The sequence below is a fragment of the Sinorhizobium sp. NG07B genome, from assembly GCF_002532005.1.
Taxonomy (GTDB): domain Bacteria; phylum Pseudomonadota; class Alphaproteobacteria; order Rhizobiales; family Rhizobiaceae; genus Sinorhizobium; species Sinorhizobium fredii_C.
In genome coordinates this window covers 41323-55155 of sequence record NZ_NWTD01000008.1, presented here as the reverse complement: position 1 = coordinate 55155, position 13833 = coordinate 41323, and the positions used below count along the sequence as shown (strand labels likewise).

The window sequence follows — 13833 nt, the reverse complement described above, 5'->3', positions numbered from 1 at the left end:
CGGGAAACAATGGAGCGAACAATGCGCAGCGAACTCCATATCGATGGAAAATGGACGCCGGCCGCGAACGGCAGGACGTTCGACGTCGTCAATCCGGCGACGGAAGAAGTGATTCACCAGATCGCGGCTGCAACGGCGGAAGACGTCGATCTCGCCGTGAAGGCGGCACGCCGCGCCTTCGACAAGGACGGCTGGCCGAAGCTTTCGGGCGCACAGAGAGCAAAATACCTGCGCGCCATTGCCGAGGGCATCCGTGCCCGGCAGGCGGAGATCGCCCGTCTCGAGGTGATCGACAACGGCAAGCCGTTTCCCGAAGCCGATTGGGATATCGCCGACGCGGCCGGCTGCTTCGACTTCTATGCGGGCCTTGCCGAGCAGCTCGACAACAATCCCGGGGAGCCGATCGCGCTTCCCGACGCCCGGTTCACCTCCAAGGCGGTCAAGGAGCCGATCGGCGTCACCGGCGCGATCATTCCCTGGAATTATCCGCTGCTGATGGCCGCCTGGAAGGTCGCGCCAGCGCTTGCCGCCGGCTGCACGGTGGTGCTGAAGCCGGCGGAGGTCACCTCACTGACGGCGCTCGAACTGGCCGCGATCGCCGACGAAGTCGGGCTGCCGCCGGGCGTCCTCAACATCGTCACCGGCTCCGGATCGGTCGCCGGCCAGGCGATCATCGACCACAAGCAAGTCGACAAGCTCGCCTTTACCGGCTCCGGCCCGGTCGGTTCGAAGATCATGGCGGCGGCGGCCCGCGACATCAAGCGCGTCAGCCTCGAACTCGGCGGCAAGTCGCCCTTCGTGGTCTTCGACGATGCTGATATCGACGAGGCGGTCGAATGGATCATGTTCGGCATCTTCTGGAACCAAGGGCAGGTCTGCTCCGCGACGTCGCGCGTCCTCGTGCAGGAGGGCATTTACGATCAGCTGCTGGCGCGGCTTGTCGAGGAAACGCAGAAGATCAGGATCGGCGACGGTCTCGAAGACGGCGTGCTGCTCGGGCCGCTGGTCTCCAAGCGCCAGCACGAGCAGGTCGTCGCGGCGATCGAGGCGGCGAAGGCCGCCGGTGCGATGGTCGCCTGCGGCGGCAAGCGGCCGGAAGGTTGCGACACGGGCTATTATCTCGAGCCGACGGTGCTGACCGACGTGCCGCTGGAGAGCGACGCCTGGCGTGAGGAGATTTTTGGGCCGGTCGTCTGCATTAAGCCGTTCGCGACCGAAGAGGAAGCGATCGAGCTTGCCAATGATTCCCGCTTCGGTCTCGCTGCGGCGGTGATGTCGAAGGATGACGTCCGCGCCGAGCGCGTCGCGAGCGCCTTCAGTGCCGGCATCGTCTGGATCAACTGCTCGCAACCGACCTTCACCGAGGCGCCCTGGGGCGGCTACAAGGAGTCGGGCATCGGTCGCGAACTCGGCCGCTGGGGTCTTGAAAACTATCTTGAGACGAAGCAGATCACCCGCTTTGCCGCCGGCGAGAAGTGGGGCTGGTACATCAAATGATGGCCTGGGATCGCTCGCTTGATTTGCTCGAGGTCCATTGCCAGGGCGAGATCGGCAAGGTGATTGTCGGCGACGCGCCGGAAATTCCCGGCGCGACCCTGCTCGACAAGATGAACCACATCAACCGGGTCGACGAGAGCCTCCGCCGATTCGTCACCTTCGAACCGCGCGCCAGCGTCGCCATGTCGGTCAACCTGCTCGTCACACCGACGCGGCCCGATGCGGATGCGGGCTTCATCGTGCTGCAGGCGGACCGCGCCCATCCGATGTCCGGCAGCAACTGCATCTGCGTCGTCACCGCCCTGCTTGAAAGCGGGCAGGTCGCGATGCGGGAGCCGGAAACGATCGTCCGCCTCGACACGCCCGCCGGGCTGATCGTCGCCCGCGCCACCTGCCGCGAAGGTCGCTGCCTGTCGGTCAGCCTTGATAACGTGCCGAGTTTCGCCGAGGCGCTGGATCGGGAGATCGAGGCGCCGCGCTGGGGCCGCATCAACGTCGATATCGCCTTCGGCGGCGTCTATTACGCGATCGCCGATGTCGATCAGGTCGGAAGCGCGATTGCGCCCGCCAATGCGCGCTATCTCGCCGAAGCGGGGATCGAGCTGAAATCGCTGATCTCCGAGCAGGTGGCGTTGAAGCATCCGACGCTCACCGGCGTCGACGAGATTGCCTATGTGATGTTTCGCGGGCGCGAGCCGGACGGTGCGGTGCGCACCTGCACGACGCTGAAGCCCGGCCGCGTCGATCGCTCCCCCTGCGGCACCGGCAGTTCGGCGAACCTTGCGACACTTTACGCGCGCGGCGAGATCGCGGTGGGGGATCGGCGGACTTCACGGTCCATCATCGGCGGCGAGTTCGTGGCGGAAGCAATCGGTGTCACCGAGGTCGGCGGACGTCCCGCCGTGCTGCCGCGGATCACCGGACGCGGCTGGATCTACGGTCGCGAACAGCTCCGCATTTCGGACGAGGATCCGTTCAGGAGCGGCTTTGCGCTCTCCGACAGCTGGGGTCCGCAGGTCGATCAGCTCGGTTGAGGAGGCTACATGTCCATCCAGTCCCTATCGGGCCAGGCCGTCCTCGTCACCGGCGCTTCCGGCGGCATCGGCGCGGCCATCGTCGAGCGCCTGGCGGAAGAGGGCGCCCGTCCGATCATCCACTACGGCCGCGACAGAGCGGGGTATGGGGCGACCAAGGCAGCGCTCGTCAACCTGACGAAGTCGATCGCCCGCAGCTTCGGCGCCGACGGCGTCGTGACACTGGCGATCGCGCCCGGCTGGGTTCGGACGGAGATGGCCGAGGACTTCATCGCGAAATTCGGCAAAAAGGCCGCCGTTGCCGACATACCGATCGGCGAGATGGCTGAGGCCGCCGAAATCGCCGAACTCGTCGCCTTCGCGCTCAGGCCGTCGCAGCGATCGCTGAACGGCGCGACGCTCGACGTCAACGGCGGCAGTTACATTCGATAGGACGTAAGGAGCAAGAGATGCAAAGATTCGAAGGTCAGGTTGCGGTCGCTACCGGCGGGGGCGGCGGCATCGGTTCGGCCATAGCCCGACGGCTGGCGGATGAGGGAGCGCTGGTCGTCGTCTCCGACGTGAATGGCGAAGCGGCAGACGCCGTTGCTGCCGATATCATCTCAGCCGGAGGTTCTGCCATTGCCGTCGCGGCCGACATTTCTCGAAGGGAGCCCTGTTTCTCTCTGATTGCCGAAGCATTTGACCAGAGGAAGCGCATCGACATGCTCGTCAACAATGCGGGCATCAACCGGCGCGGCAACCTCCTGTCGCTGACCGACGACGACTGGCACGCGAGCTTCGCGGTCAACCTCGATTCAATGTTCTATCTTTGCCGCGCTGCGATCCCGCACATGATCGAGGCGGGCGGCGGCGTCATCGTCAACACCGCCTCGCAATGGGGTCTCCATCCGGCGCCGAACCACATCGCCTACAACACCTCCAAGGCTGCGGTCGCCGCCTTCACCCAGAACCTCGCCCGCGACTACGCCCCGCACAAGATCCGCGTCAACGCCGTCTGCCCCGGTGAAATCCACACGCCGATGCTGGAGGCGGGGGTGAAGCGATCGGGACGCACGATTGCCGATCTCGACAAACTTGTTCCCTTCGGCCGGATCGGAAAGCCGGAGGAGGTCGCCGCCCTCGTCGCCTTCCTTGCCTCCGACGAAGCCGCCTTCATGTGCGGTTCGCTCGTCGAGATCACCGGTGCACAGGCGGTCGCTTAGCATTGTGCATTTAGGTGGAGTCACCCGACACAACATTCGGTAAAACGGACAGGTCGACGCCGAGCGAGATCACGCGGCGGCCGCTGATGCCAAATGGGCTTCTCCAAGCCAACCATCACGACATGATCAATCCGCCGTCGACGTTGATCGTCTGTCCGGTGATGTAAGCCGCATCCTCAGAAGCCAGGAAGGCAACGAGGGCGCCGACTTCGGCAGGCGTTCCCGCCCGGCCCATGGGAATGCCCTCGACCCATTCGGCCATGAGTTCGCCCGGGCCGTATTCGCCGAGCATCTGGCCCCAGACCCTGTCATTGTAGTCCCACATCTCCGTGTGGATGATGCCGGGGCAGATGGCGTTCACGGTAATGCCTTCGCGGGCGAGTTCCTTGGCAAGGCTCTGCGTCAGGCCGACGACGCCGAATTTCGAGGCGGCGTAATGCGGGGTGTAGATGAAGCCCTGCCGCGCCTGGCCGGAGGCTGTGTTGATCAGGCGACCCTTGGTGCCGCTGGCGCGGAAGCGGCGGATCGCCTCCTGGCAGCACAGGAAGACGCCCTTGGTGTTTACGTCGAGGTTCAGGTCCCATTCGCGTTCGGTCAGGTCCTCGACCTTGGCGATGGTGATGACGCCCGCATTCTGCACCGATACGGAAATGGCGCCGAGCTTCGCTTCGGCCGCCGCGTAGGCGTCCTGGACGGCGCGGGCGTCGGTCACGTCCAGTACGATGCCGATCACCTCTGCGCCGGTTTCCTCGGCGAGCGCCTCGGCGGCCACGGCCATGTCCTTCTCGATCGCGGCGATGGCGATTTTGGCGCCCTCATCGGCAAAGCGCTTGGCGATGCCGCGGCCGATCCCCTTGTTGCCTCCGGTGACGAAAACCGTCTGGCCCGCAAAACGTCTCATGGTCTTTCCTCCATAATGCGCGAGCTGCCAAAGGCTGATCTCGGATAGGATCAGGCCGTGAGCCGAGCCGCAGTGAACTTGTCGGTTACAAGCACATCGATGACGCCGAGTTTCAGGGCGCCGGCGATGGCCTGCGTTTTCGATTCTCCGCCTGCCAGCGCCATGACGCGGTCGGCTTTCCTGAGGTCTTCAAGCGAAATGCCGATGACGCGGTCATTGAGCGGCGTTTCGACCGGCTTTCCCTCCCTGTCGTAGAACCGGTAGGAGATCTCGCCGACGGCGCCGGCCTCGTGCAGCATCGCCATTTCCTGGCGGGAGAAGGTGTTACCGGAGCGGGCGAGGAGCTCGGACGGCTCCACCGCACCGATGCCGACGATCGCCAGGCTGAGGCGGCCGAAGAGGTCCATCGTCTCGCGCACGACCGGATCGGCGAGCATGACGAGCTTTGCCTCGCGCGAAGAGGTGATGCCTTGGACGAGAAGCAGCCGCGGCTCGCCGCCGGTGAGCCGCGCGAGACGCGCCGTCAGCTGCGTGGCGTGGGTCTGGACCGAGGCGTCCCCCATGCCGCCGAGGATCTGCACGATATATTTGGCCTTGGCGGTCTTCAGCGGGTGGATGTTGTCCACCATGCGCAGGATTGTTTGGCTCCAGCTCGAGACGCCGATGATCTCGTCCTGCTGCAGGGTGACCTCGAAGAAATGGGCGGCCGCCTCGCCGATTCGCGCCATGATCGCCCCGTCGCGGTCCTCGGAACAGTCGATGACGATCGCCTCCGTCAGACCGTAGCGCTCGCGCAGCGCGGTTTCGAGATCGGCGAAGGTGCCAGGCGGCGGAATGACCGTGGTCCGCACGATATCTTCCTGCTCGGCCCGCTTTAGCATGCGCGACACGGTCGCCTGCGACATGCGCATGACCTCGGCGATCTCTGCCTGCCGCTTGCCTTCGATATGATACATCTGAGCAACTCGGGCGATCAGTCGCAGCTCGTTGAGCCGTCCCATGGAATCCTCAAAGCGTGAATTTTTATTCACTCATAGTGGAAGGACCCGGAACGGTCGAGCGGTAGATTGCGTCCTGCCAAACCCGGAGGCGGTCTGTGGCGTCGGAAACACGCGGCGCGATGGGATTGCCGGTGCGGGGCAGGGCGGCAATGGCGGCTAGATCGGGCCAGACGCCCAGCGAAAGCCCCGCCAGATAGGCGGCGCCAAGGGCGGAGGCCTCCGGCGCGTCGCACTGGGTGACGGCGTGGTTCAGCGTGTCGGCCACGCATTGCATCAGGAAGGTGTTCCTGCTCGGCCCACCATCCGCATAGAGGCGGCCGAGCGGCGTCGGCGATTGCGCCGACATGACCTTGAAGACGTCATGGACCTGGAAGGCCATCGAATCGGTCACCGCGCGAGCCAGCTGGGCGCGGGTGGTGTTGAAGGTGATGCCGGAAAACAGCGCCCGCGCATCGGACTGCCAATAGGGCGCGCCGAGGCCGACGAATGCTGGTACGAAGCCAGGCCCGCCGGGCTCGGCCGTCGCGGCAAGATCGGTCAAGGCCTGCACGTCGGGCAGACCGAGCATCTCGGCCATCCATGGGAGTGCTGCGGCCGAGACGAGGATATTGCCCTCGAAGGCATAGGTCGGCAGGCCGTCGATCGACCAGGCGATCGTCGTCGTGATGCCCTGCTCGGGCGCGATGAAGCGGGGCAGCGTCGTCATCACGGACGAGCCGGTTCCGAAGGTCACCTTGCCGTCGCCTGCTTTGAAGGCGCCATGCCCGAAGAGCGCGGCATGGCTGTCGCCGATGGCCGCGGCGATCGGGATGCCGTCCATGAGGCCCGGCACGTTTCGGGTCACGCCGAAGCGCGACGCACTGTCTCGCACTTCGGGCAAGGCGGATTTCGGCACGCCGAACAGGTCGCAGAGCTCGTCGCTCCAGGCCTGCCGGTTGAGATCGTAAAGCTGGCTGCGGGCGGCATTCGAGCCGTCGCAGGCATGGACCGCGCCATCGGTGAAGCAATGGATCAGCCAGGCGTCGATCGTGCCGAGCCGCACTTCGTGTCCCGGAGGCACGCGATCCAGCAGCCACTTCATCTTGGGGCCGGGGAACATCGGGTCGATGGGCAGGCCGGTAAGCGCCTGGACGCGGGGCGCATGGCCGGCCGCGACCAGTTCGGCGCAGGCCGGTGCGCTGCGGCGGCATTGCCAGCTCACCACCGGCCCGAGCGGCCTGCCCGCTGCGGCATCCCAGATGGTGACGGATTCGCGCTGGTTGGAAATCGCGATGCCGAGGATGTCGACCTCAGGGGCGGCCTGCAGGCACGCAGCAATCGCCTCCTGGACCGATTCCCAGATGCGTGAGGGGCTCTGCTCCACCCAGCCGGGCTGCGGGTGCTCGATGCCGACCGGAGACGAGCCGCGCGACAGGATTTCGCCGGCCGTGGAGACAAGCACGGCCTTGGAATTCGTGGTGCCCTGGTCGATGGCGAGGATGGCGGTCGTCATGGCAACTCCGGCAGGCGTGAATTGGGGGCGCGGCGATAGGGAGGGTTTGCCGCGCCCGGCACGGACTCTAGACGCGCAGTATCAAACGCGGGAAGACTTCCGTGCAATCAGAGCGATGGCCGCCTCAGTGATGGCGGCAGGCGACATGCCGAATTCGTCGAGCAGGAACTCGGCCGAGCCGGTCGGGGCGAAGATGCCCGGAACGCCGAGGATCCTCATCGGCACGGGAGCTTCGGCCACGACGACTTCGGCGATGGCCGAGCCGAGGCCCCCGAAGGTGGAATGCTCTTCCGCGGTCAGGATCGCCCCGGTTTCGCGGGCGGCGGCCACCACGGCCTCGACGTCGATCGGGCGGACCGTCGCCATGTTCAGCACCCGGGCCTCGATCCCCCGTTCGGCGAGGAGGTCGGCCGCCTTCAGCATGCGGTGGGTCAGCGTGCCGTTGGCGATCAGCGTGATGGCGTCGCCGTCACGCAGCAGGTTGGCCTTTCCAAGCTCGAATCTGTGTCCGGCCGGCAGCAGGTCCGGAACCCCGACGCGCGACAGGCGAAGGAACACCGGCCCCTTGTAATGGGCCGCCCATTCCACCGCCGCGGCGGTTTCGAGCGAGTCACAGGGCGCAATCACCGGCAAGTTGGGCAGCACCCGCGTCCAGGCGAAGTCCTCGATCGAATGGTGCGTGGGCCCAAGCTCGCCATAGGCCATGCCGGAGGAAATGCCGATCAGCTTCACATTGGCGTTGGAATAGGCGATGTCGGCCTTGATCTGTTCCAGCGACCGGCCGGTCAGGAAGCAGGAGGCGCCGCAGACGAAGGGCAGCAGACCGCCATTAGCAAGACCGGCGCCCACGCCCACCATGGCCTGCTCGGCAATGCCGACATTGACCAGCCGTTCCGGCCATTTGGACTTGAACCCGTTGAGCTTCGACGAGCCGACGGAGTCGTTGCAGACTGCCACGATCTTGGGATTGTCCGCGCCAAGACGTTCCAGCACTGCGACGAAGGCGTCGCGGCAGTCGTGCAGCTTGGGAGAGGTGATCACGTCTTTCATCACAGGGGCTCCGAAAGCTCGGCCAGGGCGATCTGATACTGTTCGGCATTCGGCACCTTGTGATGCCAGTCGACCTTGTCCTGCATGAAGGAAATGCCGTGGCCCTTGTTGGTATGGGCGACGATTGCGTGCGGCCGGTTGCCGCGGCGCTCCAGTGCCGGAACGATTTCGTCCATGGCGTTGCCGTTGATCTCGGTGACGTCCCAGCCGAAGGCTTCGAGCTTGGCGGGGAAGGGGGCGAGATTGTTGGTCTCCTTCAGCGTGGCGCCCTGCTGGAAGCGGTTGTGGTCGATGATCAGCGTCAGATTGTCGAGGCCGAACTGCGCCGCGGCGGCGATCGCCTCCCAGTTCGATCCCTCCTGCATCTCGCCATCGCCGGTCAGGACATAGGTGTGATACTCGGCGCCGGTCAGCTTGGCGGCCTTGGCCATGCCGACGGCGACCGGCAGGCCGTGGCCGAGCGGTCCGGTATTGGTCTCGACGCCCGGGACCTTGGTGCAGTTCGGGTGCCCGTTCAGCCGTGAATGCGACTTCAGGAAGGTGCCGATCTCTTCTTCGGGCAGGAAGCCGCGCTTGGCGAGCGTCACATAGAGGGCGAGCGCCACATGGCCTTTGGACAGCACGAAACGGTCGCGGCCCGGATGCTTCGGCTGATCGGGCCAGACGCGCAGCACGCGGAAATAGAGCGCCGTCAGAATGTCGATGGCGGACATTTCCCCGCCGATGTGGCCGGCGCCGGCTTCGAAAACCGCCTGCAGATCGCGAAGTCGGATCTGTCGAGCGATGCGGTCGAGATCGTTCGGCTGCATGAATCCCTCTTACTGCATAAATATACAATCCCCTATATAATTGCACGCTGCGGCCGCATGTCAAGATAAAGAAGGGAGAAATGCCCAGGCAGAACGAGGTTGACAGGACGCGGATCAATCATATACGAATTTACACACAGTTATGAATAATTATGCCAAGCTACCGGTGAGGAAGCCGGGGTGCGAGAGGAGGGCGCCATGCTTGCGACAGCGACGGAGCGGCAAGGGTTCGCGGGCGGGATTTTTGCGTCGATGCGAGGGGCCACAGGTCCGCTGATCGGCCTCATCGTCCTGTGCCTGTTTCTCACCTTCGCCAGCGACAAGTTCCTTTCGATCAGGAACTTCCTGAACGTGCTCGATCAGATCACGGTGCTCGGCATCATGGCCGTCGGCATGACGATGGTCATCCTGATCGGCGGCATCGACCTCGCCGTCGGTTCTGTCATGGCGCTGGCAATGATGGTGCTTGGCTATCTGAACGTCGTTGCCGGCGTGCCGATGTGGATCGCCATTCCGCTCGCCCTGCTGGTCGCCTCGCTGAACGGCCTGATCGCCGGGCTTCTCATAACGCGCTTCAACGTGCCGGCATTCATCGCGACGCTTGCCATGATGTCGATCGCCCGCGGCCTCGCCAACATGATCACCGACGGCCAGCAGATCATCGGTTTTCCGGCTTGGTTCAACATCATGGCCATCGTGCGCTTCGGCGGCTTCCTGACATTGACGGTCGCGGTCATGCTGGTGGTCTTCGTCGTCGGCCTCCTTTACCAGCGCTATCGCCATGGCGGGCGCGTCCTCTACGCCATCGGCGGCAACGCAGAGGTGGCGCGGCTTGCCGGCATCAACGTCCAGCGGGCGACCGTGCTTGTCTATGTGGTCTGCAGCTTCCTGGCGGGATTGTCGGGCATGGTGCTGGCGGCGCGGCTCGACTCGGTCCAGCCCTCGTCCGGTGTCTCCTACGAGCTCGACGCCATTGCGGCAGTCGTCATCGGCGGCACGTCGCTCTCCGGCGGAACGGGCGGCATCGGCGGCACCATAATCGGCGTGCTGATCATCGGAATCCTGCGCAACGGCCTCAACCTGCTGAGCGTATCGCCGTTCATGCAGCAGGTGGTCATCGGCGGCGTCATCGTGCTGGCCGTCACCGCCGAGACTTATCGCAAGCGGAAATAGCCACTGTTCACCCCGCTTGCGGAAACGCCTGCGGGGAAGCGAAAACGGTCAGCAATGGTGCGGGCCGGCAAAAGGGAGGTGGAATCCTGTGAAGTCAGGAAATCCACAGAGCAACTCGGAGGAGAACCCATGAAACTGTCCAACCTGCTGCTGGCGGCAACCACCGCTGCGGTCCTGATGTCCCCGCTCGGTGCATCGGCCGCGGAAGTCAAGAAGATCGGCCTCGCCGTGCCGAACCTTCAGGCGGACTTCTTCAACCAGATCAAGCTCGGCGTCGAAAAATACGCGAAGGAAAAGGGTATCGACGTCGTGGTGGTCGACGCGAAGAACGACACCGCCACCCAGGTCAACCAGGTCCAGGACCTTATGACGCAGGACATCAACGCGTTCATCTATATTCCGGCCGGTGCAGCCGCGGCCGCCGTGCCGACCCGCCTTGCCCGTGAAGCCGGCATTCCGGTGATCAATGTCGACCGTGTTCCGGAGGGCGCGCCGGGCGATACCTTCATCGCCGGCGAAAGCGTCGAATCCGCCTATGCCGTGTGCAAGCACATCATCGAAAAGGCCGGCGGCTCGGGCAAGATGGCGATCATCCACGGCCAGAAGGGCACGACGCCGGAAGTCGATCGCTTCACCGGCTGCAAGCGCGCCATCGACGAGGCTCCGGGCGTGGAACTCGTCGCCCAGCAGTGGAGCAACATGTGGTCGGCGGACGAAGGCTTCTCGATCGCCCAGAACATGCTGCAGGCAAACCCCGACATCAAGATCATCTTCGGCCAGGCGGACGGCCTGGCGATGGGCGCGGCCAAAGCCGTGGACGTTGCCAACCTCTCCGACAAGGTGATCATTGGCGGCTATGACGGCGACGTTTCGGCGCTCGAATATCTCGCCAAGTGCAAGGGGCCGTTCGTCGCCACGGCGACGCAGAGCACCCAGAAGATGGGCGTCCTCGCGGTTGAATCGGCACTTGCCGTGGCCGCCGGCCAGAAGGTCGAAGAGCGCCAGACTCCGAATGCCGTGCTGACGACCTGCGAGAATGCTCCGGAGTTCGTGAAGAGCCATCCATAAATTGTCTCGATGCCCGAAAGGCAGCGCCATGACCACCCAGTCTCCCATCCTCTCGCTCCGTGGGATCCAGAAGTCCTACGGACCGATCAGGGTCCTGCACGGTGTCGACCTCGACATCTATCCGGGTGAGGTCGTGGCGCTGCTTGGCGAAAACGGTGCCGGGAAATCGACCCTGTCGAACATCATTTCCGGCACCGTGCAGCCGTCCGCCGGGGAAATGACCTGGCTTGGGGCAGTCTATGCGCCCGCCAATCCCCGTGCCGCGATGGACGAGGGGGTCGGCATGATCCATCAGGAGCTGAAACTGCTCCCGAAGCTCTCGATCGCCGAGAATGTCTTTGTCGGTCGCTATCCGATGAAGGCGGGCCGGGTCGACCGCAGGGCGATGGAGGAACGGGCGCGCAGCGGCCTCAAGCGGCTGGGTCTAGACATATCGCCCGACCGCCTCGTCGAAGGGCTCTCGACCGGCAAGCAGCAGCTCATCGAAATCGCCAAGGCGCTGACGCTCAATGCCCGCCTGCTGATCCTGGACGAGCCGACCGCGGCGCTCGGCGGCGAGGAAACCCAACTCCTCTTCCAGCAGATCGAACGGCTGAAGGCGGACGGGGTGGGCATCATCTACATCTCGCACCGTCTCGAGGAAATCCGCCAGATCGCCGACCGCGTCGTCGTCATGCGCGATGGCGCCAAGGTCAAGGAATTCGACAGCGGCGACGTGCCGATCCGCACCATCGTCGAGGCCATGGTCGGGCGCTCGCTCGAGCGCATGTTCCCGGCCCTGCCAGCGCCTCGGGAAGAGGTGACGCTTGAGGTCCGCGATCTCACCTCGCCGACGAATGCATTCCGCAATATCAGCTTTTCAGTCCGGAAGGGCGAGGTCTTCGGCATCGCCGGCCTGATGGGCGCCGGCCGCACCGAACTCGTGCGCGCCATCACCGGCGCCGATCCGATTTCCGGTGGCGAGATTCTGTTGAATGGCAATGCCGTCACGCCGCGCTCGCCAATCGACGCGATTCGCAGCGGGATGGTTCTCGTGCCGGAGGACCGCAAGCTCCAAGGTGTCGTGCTCGATCATTCGATCGCGGAGAACATCGGCTATGCCAATCTCGGCGCAATTGCCCGCAACGGCTGGGTTTCCTCCCGGCGTCTGCAACAGTTCGCCGACGAGTGCATCAGGAGGTTCGGCGTGAAAGGCCGCGGCCACCAGAACGCCGGCGAGCTTTCCGGCGGCAACCAGCAGAAGGTGGTGCTCGCCAAGTGGCTGGCGCGAAAGCCGCAGGTCGTTGTGCTCGACGAACCGACGCGCGGCATCGACGTCGGCGCCCGCTCGTCGATCTACGACCTCATCATGGATCTCGCCCGCCAGGGGGTCGCGGTGATCGTGGTCAGTTCCGATCTCGAGGAGGTGCTCGGCGTCTCCAACCGGATCATGGTCATGGCCCAGGGCAGACAGACCGGCATCCTTGATCGCGAGGACGCAAACGACGTCTCGGTCATGGAACTCGCGACGATTTGAACAAGGAAGAAATTCATGTCTGAAATCACGCTCAACGCGCCGAAACTGTTCGATCTCTCCGGCAACGTCGCCTTCGTGACGGGGGCGGGCAGCGGCATCGGGCAACGCATCGCCATGGGGCTGGCGCAGTGCGGCGCCGACGTTGCGCTGCTCGATCGCCGCACCGACGATGGACTGGCGAAGACCGCGGAATTCATCGCCGGCACCGGGCGCCGCAGCATCCGCATCGCCGCCGACGTGACCAATGGCGCGACGCTCAACGAGGCGGTCGCCCGCACCGAAGCGGAACTCGGCCCGCTTGCCCTTGCCGTGAACGCGGCCGGCATCGCCAATGCCAATGCGGCCGAGGAGATGGAGGAAAGCCAGTTCCAGACGATGATGGACATCAACCTGAAGGGCGTTTTCCTGTCCTGCCAGGCGGAAGCCCGCGCCATGCTGAAGAACGGCCGCGGCTCGATCGTCAACATCGCCTCGATGTCCGGCGTGATCGTCAACCGCGGCCTCAGCCAGTGCCACTACAATGCCTCGAAGGCCGGCGTTATTCATATGACGAAGTCGATGGCGATGGAATGGGTGGGCCGCGGCGTCCGCGTCAACACGATCAGTCCCGGCTACACGGCCACACCGATGAACACCCGGCCGGAAATGGTGCATCAGACCAAGCTGTTCGAGGAGCAGACCCCGATGCAGCGCATGGCGACGGTGGACGAGATGGTCGGCCCTGCCGTCTTCCTTCTTTCGAATGCGGCAAGCTTCGTGACCGGCGTCGACCTCCTGGTCGATGGCGGCTTCTGCTGCTGGTAAATATCACGGGGCCAGCCTGAGCTGGCCTCTTGCTTTTTGCCGGTGAAATTCCTTATCTACGCTTGTTCTCAGGGCGGGGTGAAAATCCCCACCGGCGGTATTCGGAGCGATCCGGGAGCCCGCGAGCGCTCCCGCCGATGCGGAAGGTCAGCAGACCCGGTGAGAGGCCGGGGCCGACGGTTACAGTCCGGATGGAAGAGGACAATGTCAGCAAACCGCTCGTTGTCGGGCGGCGCGGACTTGTTCGCCCAAGGGATGAATAGCGGCCGAAACGCCGCGGTTT

The 13833-nt window shown here is 64.6% G+C and carries 13 protein-coding genes and 1 riboswitch; of the genes, 8 read left to right on the top strand and 5 right to left on the bottom strand.

Annotated features, from left to right (window positions below; translation table 11 throughout):
• Window positions 1-21: 21 nt before the first annotated feature.
• From CO664_RS22485 to CO664_RS22470, 4 genes are read left to right on the top strand one after another with little or no spacing between them, the layout of a single operon-like run.
• A complete protein-coding gene (locus tag CO664_RS22485; protein ID WP_176536647.1) occupies window positions 22-1497 on the top strand; it encodes an aldehyde dehydrogenase family protein in 1476 nt (491 codons plus the stop codon).
• Window positions 1497-2531, top strand: coding sequence for a proline racemase family protein (locus CO664_RS22480; protein ID WP_097540024.1), 1035 nt, complete (start codon window positions 1497-1499; stop codon window positions 2529-2531). The genes CO664_RS22485 and CO664_RS22480 overlap by 1 nt, the downstream gene beginning before the upstream one ends.
• A gap of 9 nt (window positions 2532-2540) precedes the next feature.
• Window positions 2541-2963, top strand: coding sequence for an SDR family oxidoreductase (locus CO664_RS22475; RefSeq protein ID WP_097539960.1), 423 nt, complete (start codon window positions 2541-2543; stop codon window positions 2961-2963).
• Window positions 2964-2980: 17 nt separating this feature from the next.
• Window positions 2981-3736 (top strand): SDR family NAD(P)-dependent oxidoreductase, encoded by a 756-nt coding sequence (locus CO664_RS22470; RefSeq protein WP_097539959.1) that lies wholly within the window; start codon window positions 2981-2983, stop codon window positions 3734-3736.
• A 115-nt stretch (window positions 3737-3851) separates the two neighbouring features.
• Here the strand turns inward: CO664_RS22470 and CO664_RS22465 are convergent, their stop codons facing one another.
• From CO664_RS22465 to CO664_RS22445, 5 genes are all read right to left on the bottom strand, one after another.
• Entirely contained in the window at window positions 3852-4637 is a 786-nt protein-coding gene (locus CO664_RS22465; RefSeq protein ID WP_097539958.1) for an SDR family oxidoreductase, read from the bottom strand.
• A 50-nt stretch (window positions 4638-4687) separates the two neighbouring features.
• Window positions 4688-5638, bottom strand: coding sequence for a sugar-binding transcriptional regulator (locus CO664_RS22460; protein WP_097539957.1), 951 nt, complete (start codon window positions 5636-5638; stop codon window positions 4688-4690).
• A 22-nt stretch (window positions 5639-5660) separates the two neighbouring features.
• Window positions 5661-7130 carry an FGGY-family carbohydrate kinase gene (locus tag CO664_RS22455; RefSeq protein ID WP_097539956.1) on the bottom strand — a complete coding sequence of 490 codons (1470 nt, stop codon included), beginning with the start codon at window positions 7128-7130 and terminating at the stop codon, window positions 5661-5663.
• 81 nt (window positions 7131-7211) lie between these two features.
• The gene (locus CO664_RS22450; RefSeq protein ID WP_097539955.1) at window positions 7212-8180 is read right to left on the bottom strand and encodes a transketolase family protein; all 969 of its coding nucleotides are present in this window, start codon (window positions 8178-8180) and stop codon (window positions 7212-7214) included.
• On the bottom strand, window positions 8180-8989 hold the full coding sequence (locus tag CO664_RS22445) for a transketolase (protein WP_097539954.1): 810 nt from the start codon (window positions 8987-8989) through the stop codon (window positions 8180-8182). Before CO664_RS22445 ends, CO664_RS22450 begins: the two co-directional genes overlap by 1 nt.
• Window positions 8990-9187: 198 nt before the next feature.
• On the opposite strand from CO664_RS22445, the gene CO664_RS22440 reads away from it, so the two are divergent.
• The 4 genes from CO664_RS22440 (at window position 9188) to CO664_RS22425 (ending at window position 13550) form a co-directional block, all read left to right on the top strand.
• Window positions 9188-10162, top strand: a complete 975-nt coding sequence (locus CO664_RS22440; protein WP_097539953.1) for an ABC transporter permease — start codon at window positions 9188-9190, stop codon at window positions 10160-10162.
• 129 nt (window positions 10163-10291) lie between these two features.
• Window positions 10292-11230, top strand: coding sequence for a substrate-binding domain-containing protein (locus CO664_RS22435; RefSeq protein WP_097539952.1), 939 nt, complete (start codon window positions 10292-10294; stop codon window positions 11228-11230).
• Between the two features lie 28 nt (window positions 11231-11258).
• Window positions 11259-12746 (top strand): sugar ABC transporter ATP-binding protein, encoded by a 1488-nt coding sequence (locus CO664_RS22430; protein ID WP_097539951.1) that lies wholly within the window; start codon window positions 11259-11261, stop codon window positions 12744-12746.
• Between the two features lie 15 nt (window positions 12747-12761).
• Entirely contained in the window at window positions 12762-13550 is a 789-nt protein-coding gene (locus tag CO664_RS22425; RefSeq protein ID WP_097539950.1) for an SDR family oxidoreductase, read from the top strand.
• 60 nt (window positions 13551-13610) lie between these two features.
• A riboswitch (FMN riboswitch) is annotated at window positions 13611-13757 on the top strand.
• Window positions 13758-13833: the final 76 nt, after the last annotated feature.